At 69.9% G+C, this 25,250-nt stretch carries 15 protein-coding genes; 6 read left to right on the forward strand and 9 right to left on the reverse strand.

All coding sequences use genetic code 11. The features are described from left to right. Nucleotides 1-15: 15 nt before the first annotated feature. From HNP48_RS03590 to glnE, 3 genes are all read right to left on the reverse strand, one after another. Nucleotides 16-1,443, reverse strand: coding sequence for an efflux transporter outer membrane subunit (locus tag HNP48_RS03590; RefSeq protein WP_184855454.1), 1,428 nt, complete (start codon nucleotides 1,441-1,443; stop codon nucleotides 16-18). Further along, entirely contained in the window at nucleotides 1,440-2,174 is a 735-nt protein-coding gene (locus HNP48_RS03595; protein WP_184855455.1) for a TetR/AcrR family transcriptional regulator, read from the reverse strand. The genes HNP48_RS03590 and HNP48_RS03595 overlap by 4 nt, the downstream gene beginning before the upstream one ends. Before the next feature lie 86 nt (nucleotides 2,175-2,260). After that, on the reverse strand, nucleotides 2,261-5,005 hold the full coding sequence (gene glnE / locus HNP48_RS03600; protein WP_184855681.1) for a bifunctional [glutamate--ammonia ligase]-adenylyl-L-tyrosine phosphorylase/[glutamate--ammonia-ligase] adenylyltransferase: 2,745 nt from the start codon (nucleotides 5,003-5,005) through the stop codon (nucleotides 2,261-2,263). A 128-nt stretch (nucleotides 5,006-5,133) separates the two neighbouring features. Here glnE and HNP48_RS03605 point away from each other — a divergent pair, with 128 nt between their 5' ends. The 4 genes from HNP48_RS03605 to HNP48_RS03620 are packed head-to-tail and all read left to right on the forward strand — an operon-like array spanning nucleotide 5,134 to nucleotide 12,783. After that, a complete protein-coding gene (locus HNP48_RS03605) occupies nucleotides 5,134-9,279 on the forward strand; it encodes a YhdP family protein (protein ID WP_184855456.1) in 4,146 nt (1,381 codons plus the stop codon). Continuing rightward, nucleotides 9,276-10,091 (forward strand): carbon-nitrogen hydrolase family protein, encoded by an 816-nt coding sequence (locus HNP48_RS03610; protein WP_184855457.1) that lies wholly within the window; start codon nucleotides 9,276-9,278, stop codon nucleotides 10,089-10,091. Before HNP48_RS03605 ends, HNP48_RS03610 begins: the two co-directional genes overlap by 4 nt. After that, nucleotides 10,088-12,154: a nitrogen regulation protein NR(II) gene (locus HNP48_RS03615; protein WP_184855458.1), complete on the forward strand. Its 2,067-nt coding sequence runs from the start codon at nucleotides 10,088-10,090 to the stop codon at nucleotides 12,152-12,154. The genes HNP48_RS03610 and HNP48_RS03615 overlap by 4 nt, the downstream gene beginning before the upstream one ends. Then, a complete protein-coding gene (locus tag HNP48_RS03620; protein ID WP_184855459.1) occupies nucleotides 12,154-12,783 on the forward strand; it encodes a response regulator transcription factor in 630 nt (209 codons plus the stop codon). The genes HNP48_RS03615 and HNP48_RS03620 overlap by 1 nt, the downstream gene beginning before the upstream one ends. Before the next feature lie 9 nt (nucleotides 12,784-12,792). On the opposite strand, the gene HNP48_RS03625 is transcribed toward HNP48_RS03620, so the two are convergent. Continuing rightward, the gene (locus tag HNP48_RS03625; RefSeq protein WP_184855460.1) at nucleotides 12,793-12,945 is read right to left on the reverse strand and encodes a hypothetical protein; all 153 of its coding nucleotides are present in this window, start codon (nucleotides 12,943-12,945) and stop codon (nucleotides 12,793-12,795) included. Between HNP48_RS03625 and HNP48_RS03630 the strand changes: the two genes are divergently transcribed. Then, a complete protein-coding gene (locus HNP48_RS03630) occupies nucleotides 12,878-14,101 on the forward strand; it encodes a murein transglycosylase A (protein WP_184855461.1) in 1,224 nt (407 codons plus the stop codon). The genes HNP48_RS03625 and HNP48_RS03630 overlap by 68 nt on opposite strands. 9 nt (nucleotides 14,102-14,110) lie before the next feature. Here HNP48_RS03630 and HNP48_RS03635 read toward each other — a convergent pair whose 3' ends face one another. The 5 genes from HNP48_RS03635 to HNP48_RS03655 all read right to left on the reverse strand — a co-directional run bounded on the left by HNP48_RS03635 (nucleotide 14,111) and on the right by HNP48_RS03655 (nucleotide 21,390). After that, nucleotides 14,111-14,401, reverse strand: a complete 291-nt coding sequence (locus tag HNP48_RS03635; RefSeq protein ID WP_184855462.1) for a YciI family protein — start codon at nucleotides 14,399-14,401, stop codon at nucleotides 14,111-14,113. Nucleotides 14,402-14,407: 6 nt separating this feature from the next. Beyond that, complete coding sequence (locus HNP48_RS03640; protein WP_184855463.1) at nucleotides 14,408-16,111, reverse strand: MFS transporter; 1,704 nt, start codon at nucleotides 16,109-16,111, stop codon at nucleotides 14,408-14,410. 88 nt (nucleotides 16,112-16,199) lie between these two features. After that, on the reverse strand, nucleotides 16,200-17,675 hold the full coding sequence (locus HNP48_RS03645; RefSeq protein ID WP_184855464.1) for a DUF3999 domain-containing protein: 1,476 nt from the start codon (nucleotides 17,673-17,675) through the stop codon (nucleotides 16,200-16,202). After that, nucleotides 17,672-20,587, reverse strand: a complete 2,916-nt coding sequence (locus tag HNP48_RS03650) for a DUF2339 domain-containing protein (RefSeq protein WP_184855465.1) — start codon at nucleotides 20,585-20,587, stop codon at nucleotides 17,672-17,674. The genes HNP48_RS03645 and HNP48_RS03650 overlap by 4 nt, the downstream gene beginning before the upstream one ends. 320 nt (nucleotides 20,588-20,907) lie before the next feature. Further along, complete coding sequence (locus tag HNP48_RS03655; RefSeq protein ID WP_184855466.1) at nucleotides 20,908-21,390, reverse strand: Lrp/AsnC family transcriptional regulator; 483 nt, start codon at nucleotides 21,388-21,390, stop codon at nucleotides 20,908-20,910. 188 nt (nucleotides 21,391-21,578) lie between these two features. Here HNP48_RS03655 and HNP48_RS03660 point away from each other — a divergent pair, with 188 nt between their 5' ends. After that, nucleotides 21,579-25,154 carry an indolepyruvate ferredoxin oxidoreductase family protein gene (locus HNP48_RS03660; protein ID WP_184855467.1) on the forward strand — a complete coding sequence of 1,192 codons (3,576 nt, stop codon included), beginning with the start codon at nucleotides 21,579-21,581 and terminating at the stop codon, nucleotides 25,152-25,154. The last annotated feature ends 96 nt before the right edge of the window (nucleotides 25,155-25,250 follow it).

The following is a 25,250-nucleotide window of genomic DNA, read 5'->3' on the forward strand; positions in this document are numbered from 1 at the left end:
ATGGGGGGGGCAGGGTCAGCGGGTGCCAGCCTGGGCGGTCTCGGCCAGGCCCGGGGCCGTGGTGCTGTCCCAGCCGCCGCCGGCTGCGCGGTACAGCGCGATCCAGGCGGACTGGCGCTCGTGCTGCAGGGCCAGCACGGCGTTCTGCGCGGCCAGCGCGGTGCGGCGCGCGTCTTCCAGCTCCACCAGGCTGGCCAGGCCGCCGCGCCAGCGCGCGTCGGTGGCATCGAAAGACACGCGGTAGCCCTCGGCCGCGGCGCGGGCGCTGGCGTTGCGCTCGGCCGTGCTCTGCAGCCGCACCAGGGCCTGCTCGACCTCGCTCACGGCCCGGCGGATGCTGGCGCGGTACAGCGCCACCGACTCGTCGTAGCGCGCGCGGGCAGCATCCACCTGGGCCGCGCGGCGGCCGCCGTCGAACAGCGGCAGGCTCAGCGAGAGCGGGCCCAGGGTCCAGGCGTCCACCTCGTTGCTGGTGCCGCCCGTGCGGACCCAGGCCTTGCCGATGTTGCCGCTGAGCGACAGGCGCGGGTAGCGCTGGGCCTGGGCGCTGCCCACCTCGGCGCTGGCGGCAGCCACCTCGCGCTCGGCGTTGTACACGTCGGGGCGCTGGGAGATCACCTGCGCCGGCAAGGCGGCGATGGCGAACAGGCTGTCGGGTGCCGGGGTGATGGGCGTGGCCGTGATCAGCTGGCGCAGCGCGGCCTCGTCCTGGCCGGTCAAGGCCACCAGGGTCTTGAACTCCACGTCGCACTGCATGCGTTGCTGCGAGGCGCGCGCCACCGCCTCGGCGGCGCTGGCGCGCGCCAGGGCGGCGGTGGCTGGTGCCGTGAAGCCGGCGCGCTCGCTCAGGTCCGACAGGCGCGAGGTCTCGCCGCGCGAGCGCGCGTCGCGCTCGGCCACGTCCAGCTGCTGCAGGCAGGTGCGCAGGCTGCTGGTCTGCTGCGCCACCTCGGCCGCCACGCTCACGCGGGCTTCGTGCCACAGGGCCTGGGCGCCGGCCAGGCGCTCGCTGGCCGCGTCGCGCGTGGCGGCATTGGCGCCAAACAGGTCCACCTCCCAGGCGGCCTGCAGGCCGGCTTGTGAGGTGGTGGCCAGGCTGCCGACCTGGGCGTTGGCGCCGCGGCTGGAGGTCGCCTGGGCATCGAGCGTGGGCAGGAGGGCCGCGCCCGCCGTGGTCTGGGTGGCGCGGGCCTGCAGCAGGCGCGAGCGCGCCTGGGCCACGCTCGGGCTGATGCCCTGGGCGGCTTCGATCAGGGGCACCAGCGCGGGGTCGTTCCACTGGCGCCACCACTGTGCCAGGTCGGCCATCTGGCCGCCGTGTGGCAGCGGCGCGGTCCAGCTGGCGGGCGGCCGCGCCTCGACCGCCGCGGGGGGCCGCGCCGTGCTGCAGGCGCCCAGCAGCAGCACGCTGCAGATGCCCAGGGTTCGAACAAACAATGTCATTCCTCTTCCTCCTTGTTGTTGTGCCCGCGCGGTTCGCGCAGTGCCTGGCGGCGTGCCACTTCGCCCTGGATCATGGACATGGCATAGCCGGTCAGGCGTTCGGCCCAGGCGTCCGCGGTGGCGGGGCCTGCGAGTTGGGGGGCAATGGCGGCGATGGCGTCGCGCTGGGTCCACAGCAGCATGACCAGGCCGCCGATCGAGAACGCCAGGCGGTGCATGTCGTCGTCGATCTCGGACACGCCCATGTGCTCGCACAGCAGGCGTGCCAGCGCCAGGTGCGGGGCCTTGCATTCGCGCTCGATCAGCTCGGGCCAGACGTGGGTGGGTTCGAGCAGCTCCCGCACATGCAGGCGCGTGGCCTGGCGCACCAGATCGTCGTGCTTGAGCGGCTCCAGCAGCCCCGTGAAGTAGTTCTGGAGCGCCTGTTGCAGGCTGAGCCCGGGGGCGGCAAACACCTCGATGAGATCGCTGCCGCTGCCAAAAGGCTCGTAGAACGTGGCCGTGTACAACTGCGCCTTGTCGCCGAAGTGGTAGCCGATGGCGGCCACATTGGTGCCGGCCGCGACCGCGATGGCACGCACCGAGGTGCGCGCGAAGCCATGCTCGGAAAACAGCCGCAGCGCGGCCTGCAGCAGGCGTGCGCGCGTGTCGTCACCATCGCTGCGCGCGGCCCGTGGCGGGCGCGCAGCGCGCTTGGCGGCAGGCGGGGAAATCGGCGGGGCAGAAGGCATGGCGGTGGATTAGACCACCATAATTCAAACAAGTGTTTAAATTAGCGTGACATTCGGCAACAGGCCGCCGCCGGCCGGGTGGAGGCTCAGCGTGCGGCGCCGAACACCGCCGCCCACAGGGCCAGCACGGCATCGCGCTCGGCCTGCAGCGCCGGGGGCATGACCTGGGTGGGCACCTCGTCCAGCCGCGCCCGGTGCTGCACGCGGCGCAGCTCGCGGTAGGCGTCGGCCGCCGCATGGCCCACGCCAGCGGGCAGCAGGCCGACCTGTTCGGCGCGCTGCAGCAGGGCGATGTTGCCCACGTTGGCGACCAGTTCGGGGTGCGCGGCCGCCTGCGAGAGCACCAGGTACTGCACGGCGAATTCCGCGTCCACCATGCCGCCCGGGCTGTGTTTGACGTCGAACTGTCCGTCGCGCGTGGGATGGGCCTGGGCCACCTTCTCGCGCATGGACACGATTTCTTCGCGCAGGGCCACGGGGTCGCGCGGCGAGGTGATCACGGCCGTTCGTACCGCGTCGAAGCGCGTTTCGAGCTGTGGGCTGCCCATCACGAAGCGCGCGCGCGTCATGGCCTGGTGTTCCCAGGTCCAGGCGGTGTTGCTGCCGCGCCGCTCCTGGTAGTTGGCGTAGGCCTCGAAGCGCGTGACCAGCAGGCCGGAACTGCCGTTGGGCCGCAGTGCCGTGTCGATCTCGTAGAGGTCACCCTCGCCGGTCTTCACCGTGAGCCAGTTGATCAGCTTGCGCACGAAGGCGGCATAGACCTCGGGGGCGCGTTCGTCGTCATCGTCGAAAACGAAGACGATGTCCAGGTCGCTGCCATAGCCCAATTCCTTGCCGCCGAGCTTGCCGTAGCCGATCACGGCGAACTGCGGTACCTCGCGGTGGCGGGTCTTGAGGCGATTCCAGCACCACTGGGCGGTCACGCGCAGCACGCTGTCGGCCAGGGCGCTGAGGTCATCGGCCACCTGCTCCACCGTGATGCGGTGCTCCACATCGCGCGCCAGCGTGCGGAAGGTCTCGGCATGCTGGGCGCGGCGCAGCAGGTTGAGCAGGGTCTCGTCGTCGTCCTCGCCGGTGGAGGTGATGGAGGCCAGGCGCATCGCCAGCTCGCGCTCGAAATCGGCCACCGAGAAGCGCTCGGCCAACAGGGCGTCGCCCACCAGCTCGTCGATCACGCCCGGGTGCTGCAGCAGGTAGCGCGCCGGCCAGCGGGCGGCGCCCAGCAGGTGCAGCATCTGCTCGTGCACCGAGGGGCGCTCCAGCAGCAGCGACAGGTAGCTGTCGCGGCGCAGCAGGGGCTCGAGCCAGTTGGCCATGCGCACGGCGGCCTCTTCGGTCACGCGGCCTTCGGTGAGCCATTGGGCGGTGCGCTGCACCAGGCGGAACAGGCGCGCGCGCGTCTCGTCGCGCAGGCCTTGCACGCGCGGGTGGCTGCGCCATTCGGCCACGCGCTCGCGAAAGCCCGGGGGCAGCTGTTCCAGCAGGGCTTCGAGTTCGGGGGGCGGCGGCGCGGCCGCACGCGGGCCGCCGCAGCCGCCCTTGCTGCACTGCTTCTTGCCGTTGCCGCCCAGCAGGGTGTCGAATTCTTGCGCCACGAGTTCGCGGTGGGCGTCGAGCTCGTGCAGGAAGGCGCAGCAATCGGGGTAGCCCATGGTGCGGGCGATCCAGGCCAGGTCGTCGTCGCGCGTGGGCAGCACATGGGTCTGCTGGTCGTCCAGGTACTGGATGCGGTGCTCCACCCGGCGCAGGAAGACATAGGCGCGTGCCAGGGCGTCGGCCGTCTCCTGCGGCATCAGGCCGGCCTGGGCCAGGCGCTGCAGGGCGTCGAGCGTGGGGCGGCGGCGCAGCTCGGGAAACTGCCCGCCGCGCACCACCTGCAGGAGCTGCACGGTGAATTCGATCTCGCGGATGCCGCCGCGCGAGAGCTTGACGTCGTTGGCGCGCTCGGGGTGGCCGGCGCTGCGCTTGGCCGCATGGTCGCGGATCTGGCTGTGCAGCAGGCGCAGCGCATCGAACACGCTGTAGTCCAGGTAGCGCCGGAACACGAAGGGCAGCACCACGCCGCGCAGTGCCTGCACCTCGGTGCTGGCAATGCACTCGCGCGGCGCCACCACCCGGCTCTTGAGCCAGGCGAAACGCTCCCATTCGCGGCCCTGCACCTGAAGGTACTCCTCCAGCGCCGCCAGCGAGACGGCCGCCGGGCCCGAGTTGCCGTTGGGCCGCAGGGCCAGGTCCACACGGAACACGAAGCCGTGCTCGGTGGTGTCGCCGACCAGGCTGTAGATGGCCTTGACCGCACGCGCGAAGTACTCGTGGTTGGAGATCCTGCCCCGGCCATCGGCCAGGCCGGCGGTCTCGCCGTCGTGCTCGTAGACATAGATCAGGTCGATGTCGCTCGATACATTGAGCTCGCGCGCGCCGAGCTTGCCCATGCCGATGATCCACAGCTGCACCGGTTGGCCGTCGGGGCCCCGGGGCGCGCCGTGGCGGGCGTCGAGTTCCTGGCGGGCATGCCGGCAGGCCCGGTCCAGGGCGAGTTCGGCCAGCTCGGTCACCGCGCAGGTGATGTCGGACAAGGGGCCCTGGCCATCGCAGTCGAGCTGGATCAGGCGCTCCATGACCAGCTGGCGCAGGATGCGCAGGGCGGTTCCGGTGTCGTTGCCACGCGCCAGCAGGGCATCGCAGACCGCATCCATCGCGTCGCGCCGCGGGGCGCCCGGCGGCAGCAGGGCCAGATCGCCACTGTAGCGGCGGTGCAGGCGCTGCAGGAAACGGGAATGCCCGGCCAGGGGCTGGCCGTCCTGGAAGGGATCGTTACAGACCATGGGCATGGGAATGGCGGGAATGGCAACCGGCTGCCAGGAGGGGGCCATGGGCTGCTGCATACACAAGAACACGGGTTCGCATTGAACCCACAAGCACACCGCGGGTCATAATTCCTGCCACATTCAATCCCACCATGATCGATCCCACCCCGCACCCCTCACGCCTGCTCAAGACAGTGGCAGGCTTTGCGCGGTGGTCACTGGGGTTGCTTGTCGCCTTCTGGCTGCTGCTGACCATCGCCTGGGGGGCCCTTCATGGCTGGATTGTGCCGCGAATCGGCGAGTTCCGCCCGCAGCTGGAAGACCATGCCGCACGGGCTCTAGGGGTTCCCGTGCGCATCGGCGCCCTGAGCGCCCGCTCCGAGGGGCTGATCCCCTCCGTGGAGCTGGTGAATGTGGCGCTGCTGGACAGCGCTGGCCGCGAGGCCCTGCGCCTGCCGCGCGTGGTCGTGGCCCTGTCGCCGCGCTCGCTGCTGAACTTCGGCTTCGAGCAGCTCTATATAGAGAAGCCGGACCTGGACATCCGCCGCGCCAGTGATGGCCGCATCACCGTGGCCGGCCTGGCCATGAAGGACAGCGGCAGTGAGAGCAATGGCGCCGCCGACTGGTTCTTCTCGCAGGGCGAGGTGCTGATCAAGGGCGGCACCCTGCGCTGGACCGACGAAATGCGCAATGCGCCCCAGCTGGCCCTGACCGAGGTGGACCTGCTGGTGCGCAACGGCAACTGGAGCCACCGCATGCGCGTGGACGCCACACCGCCGCCCGACTGGGGCGACCGCTTCACGCTGGTCGGCCTGTTCCGTGCGCCGCTGCTGCGCGCGCGCGATGGCAACTGGCAGCACTGGAACGGCCAGGTCTACGCCGACTTCGCGCGGGTCGACGTGTCCCGCCTGCGCCACCATGCCGACGTAGGGGTGGACGTGGCCCAGGGCCGTGGCGCCCTGCGCGCCTGGGCCGACGTGAGGAGCGGCCAGATCGTGGGTGGTACGGCCGATCTGGCCCTGGCCGATGTGAATGCCACCCTGGGAGCGGGGCTGGAACCCCTGGCGCTGCCTTCCATCGCCGGGCGCCTGGGTGGACGGCAGCTCAAGGGCGGTTTCGAATTCTCCACGCAGGGCCTGCAATTCACCACCGACGATGGCCTGCGCTGGCCCGGCGGCAACGTCAAGCTGGTCTACACCGACGCCACCGCCAAGGCGCCCGCCCAGGGCGATTTCCGCGCCGACCGGCTGGAGCTGGCGGCCCTGGCGCAGATTGCCAGCCGCCTGCCCCTGGGCAGCACGGCCCACGACGCCGTGCGCCAGTACGCACCCAAGGGCCTGGTCAACGAGATCCAGGCCACCTGGAAGGGGCCGCTTGATGCGCTGCAGCAATACCAGGTGCGCGGCCGCATCCAGGGCCTGGCGCTGGCCGGGGAGCTGGACAACGGCGTGGCGCAGCGCCTGGGACTGCGCGGCGCCACGGTGGACCTGGACATGACCCAGGGCGGCGGCAAGGCCCAGCTCGCCATCGAATCGGGCGCCCTGCTGCTGCCCGGCGTGTTCGAAGATCCCCTGCTGCCACTGGACCGCCTGAGCGCCGAGGTGCGCTGGCAGCTGGAGGGCGAGCGCATCGCGGTGCAGGCCAACGAGGTGAAGTTCGCCAATGCCGATGCCCAGGGCGAGGCGCGCGCGACCTGGCATACCTCCGACCCTGCGAAAGGGCCGAGCCATTCGCGCTTTCCGGGCGTGCTCGACCTCTCGGGCAAACTCACGCGGGCCGATGGCACGCGCGTACACCGCTACCTGCCGCTGTCGGTGGGCGATGACGCCCGCCACTATGTGCGCGACGCGGTGACGGCCGGCACGGCCAGCGCGGTGGACTTCAAGGTCCGGGGCGATCTGCACGACATCCCGTTCAACGACCCGCGCCAGGGAGAGTTCCGCATCGCCGCGCGGGTCAAGGACGTGACCTATGCCTTTGTGCCACCCCAGTTGCACCCGAACGATCCGCTGCGCTGGCCAGCCCTCACGCAGCTGCAGGGCGAGCTGATCTTCGAGCGCTCCTCCATGCACGTGCGTGGCGCCAGCGGCAGCTTTGCCGGCACACCCGGGGTGCGCGTCGCGCGCGTGGAGGCCTCCATCCCCGACCTGTCGCACACCGTGGTGGCCGTGAATGCCGATGCGCGCGGGCCGCTGCCCGAACTGCTGGGCGTGGTCAACACCTCGCCACTGTCGCGCATGACGGGCAACGCCCTGGCGCAGGCCAGCGGCACGGGCAACGCCGACTTCCAGCTCAAGCTTTCCCTGCCCATCAGCCAGATCGACAAGTCCCGGGTGCAGGGCAGTGTCACCCTGGCCGGCAACGACGTGCGCATCACGCCCGATACGCCCATGCTCGGGCGCGCGCGCGGCGTGGTGCAGTTCAGTGAAACGGGGTTCTCGCTGGTCGGCATGCAGGCGCGGGCCCTGGGCGGCGATGTGCGCCTGGAAGGGGGCATGCGTGCCCTGGCCGCCAATGCACCGGCCACGGAAGCCGCGATCCAGTTGCGCGCACAGGGCACGGCCACGGCCGAAGGGCTGCAGCAGGCGCCCCAGCTGGGGCTGCTGTCGCAGCTGGCCGGCCGGGCCACGGGCAGCGCGCCCTACACGCTGGCGCTGGCCTTTCGCCGCGGCGTGCCCGAGGTGCAGGTGACGACCAGCCTGCAGGGGCTGGCGCTGGCGCTGCCCGCCCCGCTGGGCAAGACGGCCGAGAGCAGCCTGCCGCTGCGCTACGACAATTCGCTGGCGCGCGAATCACTGACCGGCACGGTCACCGCCGCAGGCACCGCGCCGCCGTTGCGTGACCAGATCACGGTGGACCTGGGTGCCCTGGGCTCGGCCACCTACCACCGCGACGTGAGCGGCGCCCAGCCGCGTGTGCTGCGCGGTGCGATCGGCGTGGGCCTGGCGCCCGGGGAGTCGGCGCCCATGCCGACCGAGGGGGTGGCGGCCAACATCCAGCTGGCCCGGCTTGACATCGATGCCTGGGAAGACCTGCTCAGCCCGCCGCGCCCGGTGGCCGCATCGGCTGCGGCGTCGGCCCGGCCTGCGGGCGGCGCGCTGGCCAGCGCCACGCAGGACTACCTGCCCACCACCGTGGCTTTGCGCGCCCGGGAGCTGTCGGCCCAGGGGCGCACCCTGCACAACGTGGTGGCCGGCGGGCAGCGCGAGGGCCCGGTCTGGAAGGGCAACATCGATGCGGCCGAGCTCAGCGGCTTCGTGGAGTTCCGTGAAGGAGGGGGCGGGGACTCGGGCAACGGCCGGCTCTATGCGCGCCTGTCGCGCCTGAACATGCCGCAGAGCGACGCCAACCAGGTCGAAGCGCTGCTCGAGGAGCAGCCGGGCTCGCTGCCCGCGCTGGACATCGTGGTCGATGACTTCGAGCTGCGCGGCCGCAAGCTCGGCCGGGTGGAGATCGAGGCCCAGAACCGCGGCAGCGACAGCACGCCGCGCGAGTGGCGCCTCTCCAAGTTCAACATCACCTCGCCCGAGGGCAGCCTCACGGCCAACGGCAACTGGGCCCTGCTCAACCAGCCGCGCGCCGGCGGCAGCGGCGGCGAGCGCCGCACGGTGCTCAATTTCCGGCTCGACATCCGCGACTCGGGCGACCTGCTGGCCCGCTTCGCCATGCCGGGGGTGATACGGCGCGGCAAGGGCCGCATGGAGGGCCAGGTGGCCTGGATGGGGGCGCCCTTCAGCCCCGACTACCGTTCCATGACCGGCCTGGTCAATGTGAACATCGAGGCCGGCCAGTTCCTCAAGGCCGACCCCGGCCTGGCCAAGCTGCTCAGCGTGCTCAGCCTGCAGTCGCTGCCGCGCCGCCTGAGCCTGGATTTCCGCGATGTCTTCAGCGAGGGCTTTGCCTTCGACTTCGTGCGCGGCGACCTGCGCATCGAGCAGGGCGTGGCCACCACCAACAACCTGCAGATGAAGGGCGTGAACGCCGCCGTGCTCATGGAAGGCAGTGCCGACATCGACCGCGAGACGCAGGACCTGCGCGTGGTGGTGGTGCCCGAGATCAATGCCATGACGGCCTCGCTGGTGGCCACGGCCATCAACCCGGTGATTGGCCTGGGCAGCTTCCTGGCCCAGGTGTTCCTGCGCGGCCCGCTGATCGAGGCGGCGACGCAGGAGTTCCGCATCGACGGATCCTGGTCCGATCCGCGCGTGGTGCGCGTGCCCCGGCGCGCGCGCGTGTCGGGCAATGCCGCGGACAACGGGCCATCACCCACCGCGCCTCGAACCGGAGAGTCCTCATGAAAGTCGCTGCCCTGCAGATGGTGTCCGGAACCCACCTGGACGACAACCTGGTCGCCGCCCGGGCCCTGCTGGAGCAGGCGGCGCGCGCGGGCGCCGAGCTGGCCGTGCTGCCCGAGTACTTCTGCATCATGGGCCGGCAGGACACCGACAAGCTGGCGCTCCAGGAGGCGCATGGCGAAGGCCCCATCCAGGATTTCCTGGCGCGCGCGGCACGCGAACTCGGCCTGTGGGTCGTGGGAGGCACCCTGCCGCTGCGCGGCAATGACGCCGTGCGCGTGCGCAACACCACGCTGGCCTTCAACCCCGAGGGGGCCTGCGTTGCGCGCTACGACAAGATCCATTTGTTCCACTTCGACAACGGCCAGGACCAGTTCCACGAAAGCCGGGTGATCGAGCCTGGCGACGAGGTCGTGCAGTTCGACCTGCGCTCGCGCGAGGGCGAACTCTGGCGCGTGGGCCTGAGCGTGTGCTACGACCTGCGCTTTCCCGAGCTCTACCGCGCCCATGCCCAGGCCGGGGCCGATCTGCTGCTGGTGCCCAGCGCCTTCACCCACACCACGGGGCAGGCGCACTGGGAGGTGCTGCTGCGCGCCCGCGCCATCGAGAACCTGGCCTATGTGCTGGCTCCGGCCCAGGGCGGTGTGCACGAGAACGGGCGCCGCACCTGGGGCCACAGCATGCTGGTGGACCCCTGGGGCGGCATTGCGGCGGTGCACGATGAAGGTGTCGGCGTCGCCCTGGGAACGCTGGCCAAGGCGCGCCTGCGCGAGGTGCGCAGCCAGCTGCCGGCCCTGGGCCACCGCGTGCTGTGAGCAGCAAGCCGCGCAAGACCCTGTGGCAGCGCTGGCGTGGCGCTTGGCGGCGCTGGTCGCTGTGGACCCTGCTCGTGGCGCTGGTGGTGGCCATGCTGGTCACCGTGGTCTGGCTGGCCGGGCGCTACGAAGCCAGCCAGGTGCAGAGCCGGCTCGAGCGCGACACGGCCGATGCCGTCTCGGACGTGCGCGTGGCCCTCACGCGCAACCTGCAGAGCCTGCAGGCCCTGCATGCCGAAGACCCGGGCGTGCTGGCCTGGGAGGTGAATGCCTCCGAGCTGCTGCGCGGCCACCGCGAGCTGGTGCGTCTGGAATGGCGTGACACCGGCATGCGGCTGCGCTCGCAGGTGCAGACCCCCTACCGTCCCGTGTACTGGGACCGCGGCACGCGCGAGAGCGCGCACTCCGACGCCTCGCTGGCCTGTGCCAATGCGCGCCGCCTGAGCGGGCCGGCCTATTCGAGCAGCTACTTCCAGCCGCACGGCGATGGCCTGGGCTCGGAGATGATGGAGCTGTGCCTGCCCATCACCTCGGGCGGGCGCAACACCGGCTTCCTGGTGGCCACCTACGCGCTCAACGCCATGCTCGAAGACCTGGTGGGGCATGGCCTCACGCGCAGCCAGGAAGCCTCCTTCACCGAAGCCGACGGCACGCGCCTGGCGGTGCTGGGCGCGGCGCGGCGCGGCTCGCGCATGTTCACGGCCACGCACCTGCTGGACCTGCCCGGCGCCACCCTGGTGCTGCGCATGGACACCTGGCACAGTGCCCCGAGCCTGTTCCCCAACGTGCTCACGGCGCTGGTCACGGCCATGTCCATCGCACTGGTCACGGTGATGGTGGTGCTGGTGCGCGACAACCGCCGGCGCCTGCGCGCCGAGCGCGACCTGGGCGACGCACTGGCGTTTCGCAAGGCCATGGAGGACTCGCTGGTCACGGGGCTGCGCGCGCGCGACCTGGAGGGCCGCATCACCTACGTGAACCCGGCTTTCTGCGACATGGTGGGCTTTGCGCCGCAGGAACTGCTGGGCCTGAGCGCGTCGGCACCGTACTGGCCGCCCGAGCGGGTGGAGGAATACCAGCAGCGCCAGGCCATCCGCTTTGCCGGCTACATGCCGCCGCGCGAAGGCTTCGAGTCGGAGTTCATGCGCAAGGATGGCACGCGCTTCCCGGTGCTCATCATCGAGGCGCCGCTGATCAACGCCCAGGGGCTGCACACGGGCTGGATGAGCGCCTTCCTGGACATGAGCGAGCAGCGCCGCATCGAGGAGCTCTCGCGCGCCTCGCAGGAACGCCTGCAGGCCACGGCGCGCCTGGCCACCGTGGGCGAAATGGCCTCGCTGCTGAGCCATGAACTGAACCAGCCGTTGGCCGCCATTTCGAGCTATGCCACGGGCTCGATGAACCTGCTCGAAGCCCCGGTGGGCGCGGGCGACGCTGCCCCTCCCCCCCCCGAAAACCTGCAGGACGTGCGCATGGCCATGCAGGCCATTGCGCGCCAGGCCGAACGGGCCGGCAAGGTGATCAAGAGCGTGCACGACTTCGTGCGCCGGCGCGACCAGGCCCGCGAGGCCGTGAGCGCGCAGCAGCTGCTCGACGCCATCATGCCGCTGGTGAGCCTGCAGGCGCGCAAGATCGGCGTGCGCGTGCACACGGCGGTGGAGGCCGACCTGCCCCCCGCGCTGTGCGACCGCACCATGGTCGAGCAGGTGCTGCTCAACCTGGCACGCAATGCCATGCAGGCCATGGACGTGCCCGGCGTTTCCAAGCGGGTGCTGGAGATCCGCGCGCGCCGCGCCGCGTCGAACGCGCACCAGGCCTGGATCGAGTTCGCCGTGGCCGACCTGGGCGCCGGCATCGAGCCCGAGGTGGCCGAGCGCCTGTTCACCCCCTTCTTCACCACCCGCGCCGAGGGCATGGGGCTGGGCCTGAGCCTGTGCCGCACCGTCATCGAGCAGCATGGCGGCTTCCTCGGCTTTGCGCCCAACGAACCCCGTGGTACGGTATTCACCTTCACGCTGCCCGTCCACCAACCTCCCGCTTCCTCTTCTTCGACTGCCTCCTGATGGAACCCGTCTCCAATGCCACCGTGTACATCGTCGATGACGATGCGGGCGTGCGCGAAGCACTGGCCTGGCTGCTGCGCTCGCGCCGCCTGCCCAGCGAGTCCTTCGACAGCGCCGAAGCCTTCGATGCCGCGCTGCAGTCGCGCCCCGCGCAGCGCCAGCCCTGCTGCCTGCTGCTGGACGTGCGCATGCCGGGCATGAGCGGCCTGGCCTTGTTCGACCTGCTCATCGTGCGCGGTGATCTGGCGACCATGCCGGTGATCTTTCTCACCGGCCATGCCGATGTGCCCACGGCCGTGGACGCGGTCAAGCGCGGCGCCTTCGACTTCTGCGAGAAGCCGTTCTCGGACAATGCCCTGGTCGACCGCATCGAGCAGGCGCTGGCGAAATCGGCGGCCCACCTGGCCGCGCTGCGCGAACGCAGCGACCTGCAGGTGCGCCTGGCCGACCTGACGGAGCGCGAGCGCGACGTCATGGACCTGGTGGTCGAGGGCCTGCCCAACAAGCTGATTGCCGATCAGCTCGACATCAGCGTGCGCACGGTGGAAGTGCACCGCGCGCGCGTGTTCGACAAGATGCAGGTCAAGTCGGCCGTGGAGTTGGCCAACCTGCTGCGCCAAGGGCACTGAGCCTGGCGCTCAGTCCTTGCCTGGCGGTGGAGAGGCTTTTTCGCCCTCCTCCTGCTCCGGGGCCTTGAGCTCGCCGCCACGCCGCCCGGAAAACATGGTCCACCAGACGATGGCCACCAGCACCACCAGCGCGAGCAGCGCTTCAAGCAAAATCAGCCCCATGAAATTGACACTCCTGCGCCTTGTGACGACGGCGCTGATTGTAGGAACGCTGGCCGCCTGCTCCAGCACGCCGCCCCCAAGTCCCTCCCGCCCCGCGGTCCTCTCCCCAGCGCTGCCGCCGGGCGCGGTGTCCATTCCCGGAGACAACGGCCCGCTGCCGCCGGCCATGGCCCAGCCCAAGAGCCGCTGGATCCCGGTGCGCTGGGCCGAGTTGCCCGGCTTTGCCAACGACGCGCTGCACGAGGCCTGGAATGCCTGGATCAAGAGCTGCGAGCGTCCGGCCCCGCAGTTCGTGCAGCTGTGTGGCGAGGTGCGCCAGCTGAGCATCGCCACGCCCGAGGAGCAGCGCGCCTGGATGGTGGCGCGGCTGCAGCCCTACCGCGTGGAGTCGGCCGAGGGCAACCCCGAGGGCCTGCTCACCGCCTACTACGAGCCCCTGATCGACGCCGCGCGCCACCCCGGCAACGGCTACACCGTGCCTGTGTACCGGCTGCCCGCAGGGCATGGGGCACGCAAGCCCTGGTACACGCGCCAGCAGATCGACACCCTGCCCGAGGCGCAGGCCGCCCTGCAGGGCCGGGCCATCGCCTGGCTGCGCGACCCGGTGGAGTCCATGGTGCTGCACATCCAGGGCTCGGGCCGCCTGCGCGTGGCCGAGCCCGATGGCTCGGTGACCCTGGTGCGGGTGGCCTATGCGGGCACCAACGACCAGCCTTACCAGAGCGTGGGCCGCTGGCTGCTGGACCAGGGCGCCACGCGCGATGCCACCTGGCCCGGCATCCGCGCCTGGCTGGCGCAGAACCCGCAGCGCACCAACGAGCTGCTCTGGGCCAACCCGCGCTATGTGTTCTTCCGCGAAGAGACGCTCGATGGCATGGAGGCCGGCTTCGGCCCCAAGGGTGCCCAGGGCGTGGCGCTCACGCCGGGCCGCTCCATCGCGGTGGACCGCCAGAGCATTCCCTATGGCACGCCGGTGTGGCTGGCCTCCAGCGGGCCGCAGGTGCAGCTGAGCCGCCTGGTGCTGGCGCAGGACACGGGCAGCGCCATCCTGGGCGCGGTGCGGGCCGACTATTTCACGGGCTGGGGCCAGGAGGCCGGTGACATCGCCGGGCGGCTCAAGCAGGGCCTGCGCTTGTGGGTCCTCTGGCCCCGTTGATCCAGGAGCTCAGGTCTCGCGCAGACCGTCGAGCCCGGCGGCCGCCATCGACGGCAGGAACTCGATGAGCTCGTAGTCCGCGAGCTGCTCGCGGTGGAAGGGGTCTTGCTGCACGATGGCGAGCACCTCGTCGCGGCTGGCGGCGCGCACCAGGATCACGCCGCCGGTGCGGGGCTCCCGGCGGCCCGAGAGCTGGAAGTGGCCGGAGGCGTAGTGCCGCTCCAGGAATTGCCGGTGCTCGGGCACGAACCGGTCCACCTCGGACAGGGGCTGCTTGTAGCTGAGGATCAGGAGGTACATGGGTGTTCAGCGCTCCACCACGAAGCGCGAGACCAGGGGCGGGGCGTCGCCGATGTGGAAGGCCAGCTTGCGTTCGCGCAGCGCGACGTCGGAGGCGGTGACGCGGTCGAAGCGGCGCAGGTGCTCGGTCCAGGATTCGTCCTCGATCTGCTCCACATAGCGCGCCGGGTCGGCGATGTCGTGGCGCAACTGCCAGGACAGGGCGCCCTGGCGCAGGCGGCTGCGCCGGCTTTCCTGCATGAGCTCGCGGAAGTCGGCCGCGCGTGCGGGGTCGATGGTGTATTCGATGGTGGCGACCACGTGGCCGCGCTCAGGGGGCGTGGGGGCCACGGGGGCCTTGAAGGCCTGCGAGGGGCTCAGGTCCTCCTCGATGCTGCGGTCGGCCACCAGGCGCTGCACCACGGCCATGGCGGTGAAGCCGGTGACGGCCGCGATGCCCAGGCTCAGGTGCACGCTGGTCAGCGTGGCCACCTGGCCCCAGACGGCCGCGCCCAGGGCGGTGGAGCCCATGATGGCCATCTGGAAGATCGACATGCCGCGCGCGCGCACCCAGTTGGGCAGCGCCAGCTGGGCCGAAACGCTGAGCGTGTTGGCCGTGGTGATCCAGGCCATGCCGCCCACCACCATGGCCGGCACGGCCACATAGACATTGGGCGCAATCGCCATGACGCCCGTGGCCGCAGCCTGCAGCAGGGTGCCGCGCAGCACCAGCACGTCGCGTGGCATGGCCTGGCGCAGGCGGGGCAGGAACATGGCGGCCGCGATCGCGCCCGCGCCCATGGAGGCCAGCAGCAGCGTGAAGGTGCCGGCGCCGCCGCCCTCCAGGCCCTTGGCCAGTAGGGGCAGCATGGCCATGAGCGCCGTGGCATGCAGGAAGAACACAGAGATGCGCCAGAGCACGGCGCGCAGGCGCGGCGACTGGCGCACGAACTGCAGGCCCACGCGCATGGCGCTGGGCAGGCGCTCGCGGCCCAGCGGGCTGGGGACATGGGTGCGCTTCCAGCGCATGATCACCAGGCCCGAGCCCACCGACAGCACGGCGTTGAGCACGAACACCCAGGCGCTGCCGGCACTGGCGATGATGGCGCCTGCCAGCAGCGGGCCGATGATGCGCGAGGCGTTCATGGCCACGCCGTTGAGTGCCAGGGCGGCGGGCAGCTGCGGCCGGCTCACCAGCTCGGGCACGATGGCGGCGAACACCGGCCAGCGCATGGCCAGGCCGATGCCGTTGGCAAAGGTCAGGGCCAGCAGCAGCGGCGCGGTCATGCCGCCGGCCAGGATGGCCACGCACAGCACCAGGGCCACGGCGGCGACCCAGAACTGCGTGGCCATGAAATAGCGCCTGCGGTCCAGGATGTCGGCCAGCGCACCGCTGGGCAGGCCCAGCAGGAACACGGGCAGGGTGGAGGCCGACTGCACCAGCGCCACCAGGATGGGCGAGGTGGTGAGCGTGGTCATGAGCCAGGCGGCCGCCACGTCGTTCATCCACATGCAGGTGTTGGCGGCCACCCAGGTGAGCCAGAGCATGCGGAACACCGGCACCGACAGCGGCGCCAGCGGCGAGAGCGATACCTGGTTCGGGTCGGCGGGGGGAGTGGCCGCATCGGCCTGGGGCGTTCCCTGCGCGGATCCGGCCCCCTCGGCGCTGGAAGGGGGGAGGGATTCGGGTGCGACGCTGCGCGTGCTTTCGTGGGACGGCAATGGTGGCATGTCCCGCCATTGTGCGCCGGTTGGAGTGGCCGTGCCGGATCAGCGCCAAATAGCCGACTGCAAGCCTGTCCCCTCCCCCGGCACCCCTTCACACCGCATCGGTCGGCTCAGCCGGTGCGTGCTTGCCTGCCCGCCTGGTCTGCCGCAGCAGCAGCCAGGCCATGAGCGCCAGCGCCCCCACGCCTGCCAGCAGCACGCCCCACAGCACGGCACTGCGCGTGGAGATGCCGCCGCTGGCCTCTGCAGCAGGCACCTGCGTGCTGTCTTGGAGCTTGCCACCGGTGATGTCGGCCCGGGCTGCATCGGCCAGCGCTATGGGCAACTGGTTCTCCTGAGCGGGCTGGTAGCCCGGCACCAGGCTGGCCAGGGGCAGAAAGGCACTGGCCGCTGCGCTGGCACCGGGCAGCCCAGCGGCCAGTGTGAAGGGCCCTTGCCCGCTGGCCAGGAACACCAGCTGCACGGGCTCGAACTGCAGCGCCATCTCGGGCGCGGCGGCAAAGCCGGGGGTCTTGGGGTCGACTTCGATCTTGATCTCGCGCACCGAGGCGCCGCCCAGCCCGATGGGGCCGCTGGCCTGCTCCTGGCCTCCCATGGTCATCTTGTAGACCACCGCGCTCGCCAGCGGCGACCAGGGCTGCTCGCGGTGGTTGCGGCCCAGCACGCGCACGGGGATCAGCACATTGCTGCCGGGCGGCTTGATCTCAAGCGCGGCGACTGGCGTCGCAAACGGCAGCGCAAACACCAGTTCACGCGGGTTGTTGCCCAGTGGCGGCACCGCCATGCTGGCGCTGACGCGCTCGCGCGGGCCCGTTTGGGCCGAGGTAGCCAGCTGGACGCCGCGCAAGGTCACAACAGCATCGCCCCAGGTCACGCGCAGGTAGTGGCCCTTGAGGTCGGCCCGTTGCAGGTCGATCTGCTCGCTGCCCAGGCGGCCTGGTGCCGTGGGTGGCATCGCAGCGCTGGCGCGGTACAGCACGGTCTCGGCCAGTGGGTGCCAGTGCTGGAGGTCCTTGCTGGCCTGCACCCGGAACGTCACGGGTTGGCCTGCGGGCAGATCCGCGTCCAGGGCCATGCGGGCCACGGGCAGCTGCACATCGCGCGCGTCGAGCAACGCGCCCCACACGGTTTGTGTGGCTGCAGGACTTGCGGTGCCGGGCCTGTCGATCTGCACCACGCGCTGGCCCTGGCGCTCCTCGATGCGCAGCGACAGGCCTTCCAGCCCTGCTGTCCCCGCGCTGGCAGCGCCCAGGATGGGATAAGCGGGCAAGGTCACCGACCCCTCGGGGGCACTGGCTGCCGCCACACCGGCCAGTGCCATGGGCACGGGCTGGCCCAGGCCGTTGAAAAGGCGCAGGTCGGCGTAACCCGGGCTTTGCAGGCGCACCAGCACCTCGGCGGGCAGCGGGATGCGCTGCAGCGGCGCATCGGCCGCGAGCGCCACGGGAAGGCGGATGGCGTAGGCGGCGGGGTCGTTGGCATCGGTCACCGCGTGGGCCGCACCGGCACACAGGGACAGGGCGGCAGCGGCCAGCGCCAGGGGCAGGTTCAGAGCGGCAGGCTTCATGGGAGTGTTTCTGGTTGCGATGGCGCCAGCGGCGGCGCAGCAGGCTCCGCGCGGGCAGCCGCCTTGGGCGGCAACGGCGCGAAGTAGCCCACCACCAGCATGAGCACACCCACGGCGATGAAGGCAATGATGCGTTCGGCACCGCCGGCATTGGACAAATCGATCAGCAGCAGCTTGACCACCACCCCGCCCAGCAGGCCTGCGCCCACCAGCCACAGCGGCCGCTGCATGCGCCGGTGCGCCAGCACCATCATGCCGAGCGCCAGCAGCGTCCACAAGATGGCGTAGCCGGTCTGCACCACGAAGCTGTCGAACAGCGCCGACGCATTCCAGCGCACGCCGAAGAAGTGGTGGGCCACACGCAACCACACGGTGTTGATCACGATGAAGGCCAGCAGCGCCAATGCCAGCAGTGCATGGCGCCCGGTGACCCAGCCCGAGCGGGCCGGGAGCGGCAGCGCCGAAAGCAGTGCCCGCCGCCAGAACACCAGGCCGCCCAACGCGAGCGCGAGCGTCAGGTCGGTGGGGTTGAGCAGTGGAATGTAGGGCAGCGGCGCGGTGTGGCCCGACGAATGCACTGCCGCCAACAGCGCGCCCCAGAACACCATCACCGCCATGGGCAGGGCCGCCAGCCAGTAGTAGGCCTCGGCATGCGGGTTGAGCGGCCAAGGCAGCGCTGCACGCGCTGCCGGCCGGTTGCCACGACCCGCCCACAGCGCCAGCAGCACCAACACCGCAATGGCGCTGACCAGCAGGACCACACCGGCCCAAGAGGTGTGCCATAGCTCAGCCTTGCCGATGCCGGACCACAGGCAGTCGGCCAGCAGCAAAGTCACCAGCCACGCTGTGGCAGCATGGAACCAGCCAGCGAGCGGGCTGGGCGCACCCGGCTTGCCATCCACATCGGCCGCCAGCTGCAGCTGGTCTGTCTGCCGCAGCATCCACACATGCAGCGCCAGCACGGCGGGCCACACGGCCCAGGCGGGGGTGGCGAGCACGCGGTAGCCGTCGGCCACCTGCACGGCCCACCCCAGCGCCAGCACGGCAATGGTGCCGCGCGCCGGCCAGGTCGCCACTGCCCAGCGCGTGCGAAGGCCCAGCACCATCGACAGCGCGGCGCTGAGCACGACGGCCAGCATGGCCAGCAGTTCGGTCACCTGTTCGGAGAACACCGGCGTGGGCCACTGGCCCGCTTCCAGGCCGGGCACATGCCGCGTGATTTCCATGAGCCAGGCCAGGCACCAGAATACAAAGCCGTAGAGATAGGCCGGGTTGGACAGCCGCGCCTCCACACCCGCATAACCCCGGGCCCAGGCGGAGCCGCTGTGCGGCAGCGGCTGGCGCAGCCACCAGGCCAGCAGCAGCGAGGGCAGCGCGATCAGCAACGCGCCCAGGAAGGCGGGGTTGACCAGCGGCAGCGGCGAGATGCTGGAGGTGCTGCCCAGGAAAGCCAGCATGGCCACGACCTGCAGCACCAGCCCGAAGGCGCGTGGCATCCAGCGGGCCTGGCGCATGCCGACCCAGAAAGCGCCTGCGCCTTCGAGCGCCCAGACCGCAGACGTCCATTGCGCGTCCAGCGCCAGCGGCACGGCCAGTGTGGCAAAGCCCACGCCAACGGCAATGAAACATTCGACGAGCAGGCGCCAGCTGTCCAGCGCGCGGCGCGCCAACACGGTCGCCGTCACCAGGTACAACGCGGCAAAGGCCATGGCGGAGAAGGCGGCGCCCAGCTCGAAAGGCTGTACCAGCCCGGCCTGCAGACCAAAACCCACCAGCGGCGTGCCAAAGACCAGCATGGTGTCCACGGCATTGCCCAGCTTGGTGGGCGTGTTGCGGGCATAGAGGATGGCAGCACACAGGTAGATCAGCACAAAGCCCGCAAGAAAGGGCTGCGTGCTGGCGTAGTGCTCTGGCTGGTACTTGAGCGCGCCCCATGCCGAAGCGACGCCGAAGGTGGCGACAAAGCCCACCACGTTGAGCATGCGCCAGGAGCGCTTGTGGGCAATGAAGAGAATGGCCAGGTTCAGCAGGGTGTAGTAGCTGAACAGGCCCACATGGCTGCCCTGGCCCGTGGACAGCAGGATGGGGGCGGCAAAGCCACCGGCAAACGCAGCCACGGCAAGTGCGCGCGAGTCCTGCAGCAGTGCCAGCGCGCAGCTGGCCGCGCAGACCGCGATCATCAGACCAAAGGCATACAGCGGTGGCAGCAACCCGTAGAGCCGGAAGGCGGCGAACACGGTGAGGTACATGACCGCCACGCCACCGCCCTGCAGGGCCAGCGCAAAAGCGGGCTTGTCAGCGCGCTTGCGAAAGCCCACTACCAGCAGCGCAATGCCCACCGCCGCGACCGCGGCCAGGCGGAATTCGACCGGCAACAGCCCGGCCGAAGCGGCATACCGCGCAAGGAAGGACAGGCCAATGAACAAAATCACCAGGCCTACCCGCACGATGGTGTTGCCGCCCAGCAGCCAGTTCCTGGCGGCCAGCACGGCCTGCTCCAAGGGGTTGGGTGGGGCGGGCTGGCGAAGTTCATCGGGGCGGGGAGGCACCGGAGCCGAGGTGGAGGCCGAGGTCGGGACGGGCGGCAGGCCGTGCGGCGTGGGTTCGCCCGTCCAGAACGGATCGTCCGCGTCCGGGCTTGTGTTCTGGGGCACCGGCGGGAGGGGCGGTGAGGGCGGGGCCACCTGTGCCCGGTCTTCGGCCGAGGGCGCCGCTTGCGCCGACGCAGCGGGCGGGGCGACAGCCTTCGCGGCCTGCGCCTGCAACTCCGTACGAATGGCGGAGCGCACCGCCCAGCGCAACGACAGGCCGGCAAAAAAGCCCAGGATGGCGCCGACAAACGGTCCGAAGTCACCATGGCCGCCAAACCACGAACCCAGCACCGCGCCCCAAAAAATGCCCCAGATGATCATGCCGCTCGCTCCCTCTTTGGGACTTCCCTCGGCAGGCCGCCTGCCTGTGCGATAGAAGCCACCGTATTTTTAGCCCCACCGGCCAACGTGCAACCCCCTGGGCATTGCGGCAAAGCGCCCCGGTCGTACAGGGGGGGCGCGCGGCAGCTGGGTGGTTCCGCGGTGGTTGTGCAGTGGCGTCGCAGGCTTATACAGCACACCCTGTGGTGAGTGCACGCCCGAACGCCTTGTTACCGCGGCGTGTCAGCGCCGATATCCGTCCGAAAGAGACCTTGGCGCATGCCCATCGAGCGCGATTTGCTGCGAAATCAGCAGCGCCATCACTTCGTCCGGGCCAGGTGTGTGAGCGGAAGCGCCCCGCTGGCCTTGACCTCGCCCAGCGAGAAACTGGTGTGCATGTCCTTCACATTGGGCAGGTTCAGTAGCACATTGCGCGCGAACTGCGAAAAGCTCTCCAGGTCGCGTGCCACCACCTGCAGCTCGAAGGTGCCGGTGCCACTGATGTAGTGGCAGGCGATCACCTCGGGGATCTGGGCGATGGCGTCCTCCATCTCGCGCGTGAGGTTGCCGGTGCTGCGGTCGGCATCGAGCCGCACGAAGGCCAGCACCCCCAGGCCGATCTTGTTGCGGTCGATCTCGGCGCGGTAGCCCTTGATGAAGCCCTCTTCCTCCAGCGCACGCACGCGGCGCCAGCAGGGCGCGGCCGACAGGCCCACGCGCTGGGCCAGCTCGGCATTGGTCAGGCGGGCATCGGTTTGCAGCTCGTTGAGGATGGCCAGATCGAATTTGTCGAGAGTGTTCACAAAGTGCTTGGTTTGAGAAAGATCCTTTCTCAGAATAGCCTAAATGCGGCACACAACGCAAAGACATATCAGCGACGCGGGCATACACTTGTCTCCACACTGGAGGTGCCGCCCTAAACGGGAGGCGCGGCCATGAACCACAGCTTCCACAAGAGGCGCACCCCACAAAAGCCATTGGAGACATAGCCATGAATGCCCCGCTGCCCGAGCACATCCGCAAGGCCCTCGAGACCGTCACGCTGGACGATAAGTACTCTTTAGACAGTGGGCGGGCCTTCATGAGCGGGGTGCAGGCCCTGGTTCGCCTGCCCATGCTGCAGCGCCAGCGCGATGCCGTGGCAGGGCTCAACACCGCCGGCTTCATCAGCGGCTACCGTGGTTCGCCTCTGGGCACCTACGACCAGGCCCTGTGGGCGGCCAAGAAGCACCTGGCGGCCAACAACATCGTCTTCCAGCCCGGGGTGAACGAGGAGCTCGGCGCCACGGCCGTCTGGGGCACGCAGCAGCTCGACCTGTACCCCCAGTCCAAGAAGTTCGATGGCGTTTTCGGCATCTGGTACGGCAAGGGCCCGGGTGTGGACCGTTGCTCGGACGTGTTCAAGCACGCCAACATGGCAGGCACCGCCAAGCATGGTGGCGTGATCGCCATCGCGGGCGACGACCACATCAGCAAGAGCAGCACGGCCGCGCACCAGAGCGACCACATCTTCAAGGCCTGCGGCACGCCGGTGTTCTTCCCGAGCAGCGTGCAGGAAATCCTGGACATGGGCCTGCACGCCTTCGCCATGAGCCGCTTCTCGGGCGTGTGGTCGGGCATGAAGACCATCCAGGAGGTGGTGGAGTCCTCCAGCAGCATCTTGGTGGACCCCGACCGTGTGAAGATCGTGATGCCCGAGGACTTCGTGATGCCGCCCGGCGGCCTGCACATCCGCTGGCCCGATGCGCCGCTGGAGCAGGAAGCGCGCCTCATGGACTACAAGTGGTACGCGGCCCTGGCGTACATCCGCGCCAACAAGCTCAACTACAACGTGGTCGAAGGCCCGAACGACCGCTTCGGCATCATCGCCAGCGGCAAGGCCTACAACGACACGCGCCAGGCCCTGGTGGACCTGGGCCTCGATGACGCCACCTGCCGCCAGCTCGGTATCCGCGTGCACAAGGTGAACGTGGTGTGGCCGCTCGAAGCGACCATCACGCGCGACTTCGCGCAAGGGCTGCAGGAGATCCTCGTGGTCGAGGAAAAGCGCCAGGTCATCGAATACCAGCTCAAGGAAGAGCTCTACAACTGGCGCGCCGACGTGCGCCCGAATGTGCTGGGCAAGTTCGACGAGCCCGAGGGCGATGCGACGGGCGGCGAGTGGTCCATGCCCAACCCCAGCCAGAACTGGCTGCTGCGCGCCAAGGCCGACCTGACCCCGGCCATCATTGCCAAGGCGATCGCCAAGCGGCTCAAGAAGCTGGGGGTCTCGGACGACATCATCGCCCGCATGGACGCGCGCATTGCCGTCATCGAAGCCAGCGAGCGCGGCATGGCCGAGCTCAAGGTGGACACGGGTGAGCGTGCGCCCTGGTTCTGCAGCGGCTGCCCGCACAACACCAGCACCCGCGTGCCCGAGGGCTCGCGCGCCGTGGCCGGCATCGGCTGCCACTACATGGCCAACTGGATGCCCGACCGCAACACCTCCACCTTCACGCAGATGGGCGGCGAGGGCGTGACCTGGGTGGGCCAGGCACCGTTCACCACCGACCAGCACGTGTTTGCCAACCTGGGCGACGGCACCTACTTCCACAGCGGGCTGCTGGCCATCCGCCAGAGCATCGCGGCGGGCACCAACATCACCTACAAGGTGCTCTACAACGACGCCGTGGCCATGACCGGCGGCCAACAGGTGGGTGAGCGGCCCGAAGGCCACTCGGTGCTGCAGATCATGAACAGCCTGAAGTCGGAGGGCGTGGTCAAGCTCATCATCGTCACCGACGAGCCGCAGAAGTACGACGGCGTGGCGCTGGCCGAGGGCGTGACGGTGCACCACCGCGATGAACTCGACGCGCTGCAGCGCCAGTTCCGCGAGATCAAGGGCTGCACGGTCATCATCTACGACCAGACCTGCGCCACCGAAAAACGCCGCCGCAGGAAGCGCGGCACCCTGGCCACGCCCGACAAGACCGTGGTCATCAACGACCTGGTGTGCGAGGGCTGCGGCGATTGCTCGACCAAGTCCAACTGCCTGAGCGTGGAGCCGGTGGAGACGGAGTTCGGCCGCAAGCGCCGCATCAACCAGAGCACGTGCAACAAGGACTACTCCTGCGTCAACGGTTTCTGCCCGAGCTTCGTCACGGTGGAAGGCGGCAAGCTCAAGAAGCCCAAGAAGGAAAAGAAGGGCGACCTGGCCAGTCTGCCGGCCATCCCCGATCCCGTGCTGCCCGTGGCCGAGGCGGCCTGGGGCATCGTGGTCGGCGGCGTGGGCGGCACAGGCGTGATCACCATCGGCTCGCTGCTGGGCATGGCAGCCCACCTGGACGGCAAGGGCGTCATCACCCAGGACGCCGGCGGCCTGGCCCAGAAGGGCGGCGCCACCTGGAGCCACATCCAGATCGCCAACCGGCCCGAGGCCATCTACACCACCAAGGTCGACACCGCCAAGGCGGACCTGGTGATCGGCTGCGATTCCATCGTCGCGGCGCACAAGTACACGCTGGCCGTGATGCAGCCGGGCCGCACCTTCGTGGCGCTCAATACCCATGGTACGCCCACGGCGGCCTTCGTGACCAACCCCAACTGGCAGTTCCCCGGCGCCAACTGCGACAGCGCCATTGCGGCGGCGGTCGGGGCCGGTGGCGTGGGCAGCTTCGATGCCGAGCAGGTCGCCACCCAGCTGCTGGGCGACAGCATCTACACCAACCCGCTGATGCTGGGCTATGCCTGGCAAAAGGGCCGCGTGCCGCTGACCTACGCTTCGCTGATGCGCGCCATGGAGCTCAATGGCGTGCAGGTGGACAACAACAAGGCGGCCTTCGAATGGGGCCGCCGCTGTGCCCACGACGTGAAGGCCGTGCAGTCGCTGTTCCAGGCGGCGCAGGTGATCGAGTTCGTCAAGAAACCATCGATCACGGAGATGCTGTCCAAGCGCGTGGACTTCCTCACGGACTACCAGAACGCCGCCTATTCCGCCGAGTACACGGCCTTTGTCGAAAAGGTGCGCGCTGCCGAAGGCCAACTGGGGACCACGACGCGCCTGTCGGAGGCCGTGGCCCGCTACCTGTTCAAGCTCATGGCCTACAAGGACGAGTACGAGGTGGCACGCCTGCACACCGACAAGGCCTTCACGGACAAGATCGCGAACATGTTCGAAGGCGACTACAAGCTGGTGCACCACCTGGCCCCGCCCATGACGGCCAAGAAGAACGAGCGCGGTGAACTGGTCAAGCAACCCTTTGGCCCCTGGATGCGCAGCGCCTTCAGTGTGCTGGCCAAGCTCAAGGGCCTGCGTGGCACGGCCTTCGACCCCTTCGGCCGCACCGAAGAGCGCCGCATGGAGCGCGCGCTGATCGTGGAGTACCGCGCCTGCATCGACGAGCTGCTGCAGGGCCTCACCGCCGACAACCTGGCGCTGGCCGTGGAGATTGCCCGCATTCCCGAAGAGATCCGCGGCTACGGTCATGTGAAGGAGCGCCACCTGGCGGCGGCCCGTCCCAAGTGGGAGGGCCTGATGGCCCAATGGCGCCGGGGCGGTGCGGTGCGGACCGAGCGCCAGGCCGCTTGAAGTCCGGCGGCCTGGCCGCACCTTGCAGGGAGAGCCCGCGCTTGCGTGGGCTTTTTTGCTATCAGGAGTGTAGCAATTGATCCTTTGCAGGCTTGC

Source organism: Acidovorax soli, assembly GCF_014207955.1.
Lineage (GTDB): Bacteria > Pseudomonadota > Gammaproteobacteria > Burkholderiales > Burkholderiaceae_C > Acidovorax > Acidovorax soli_A.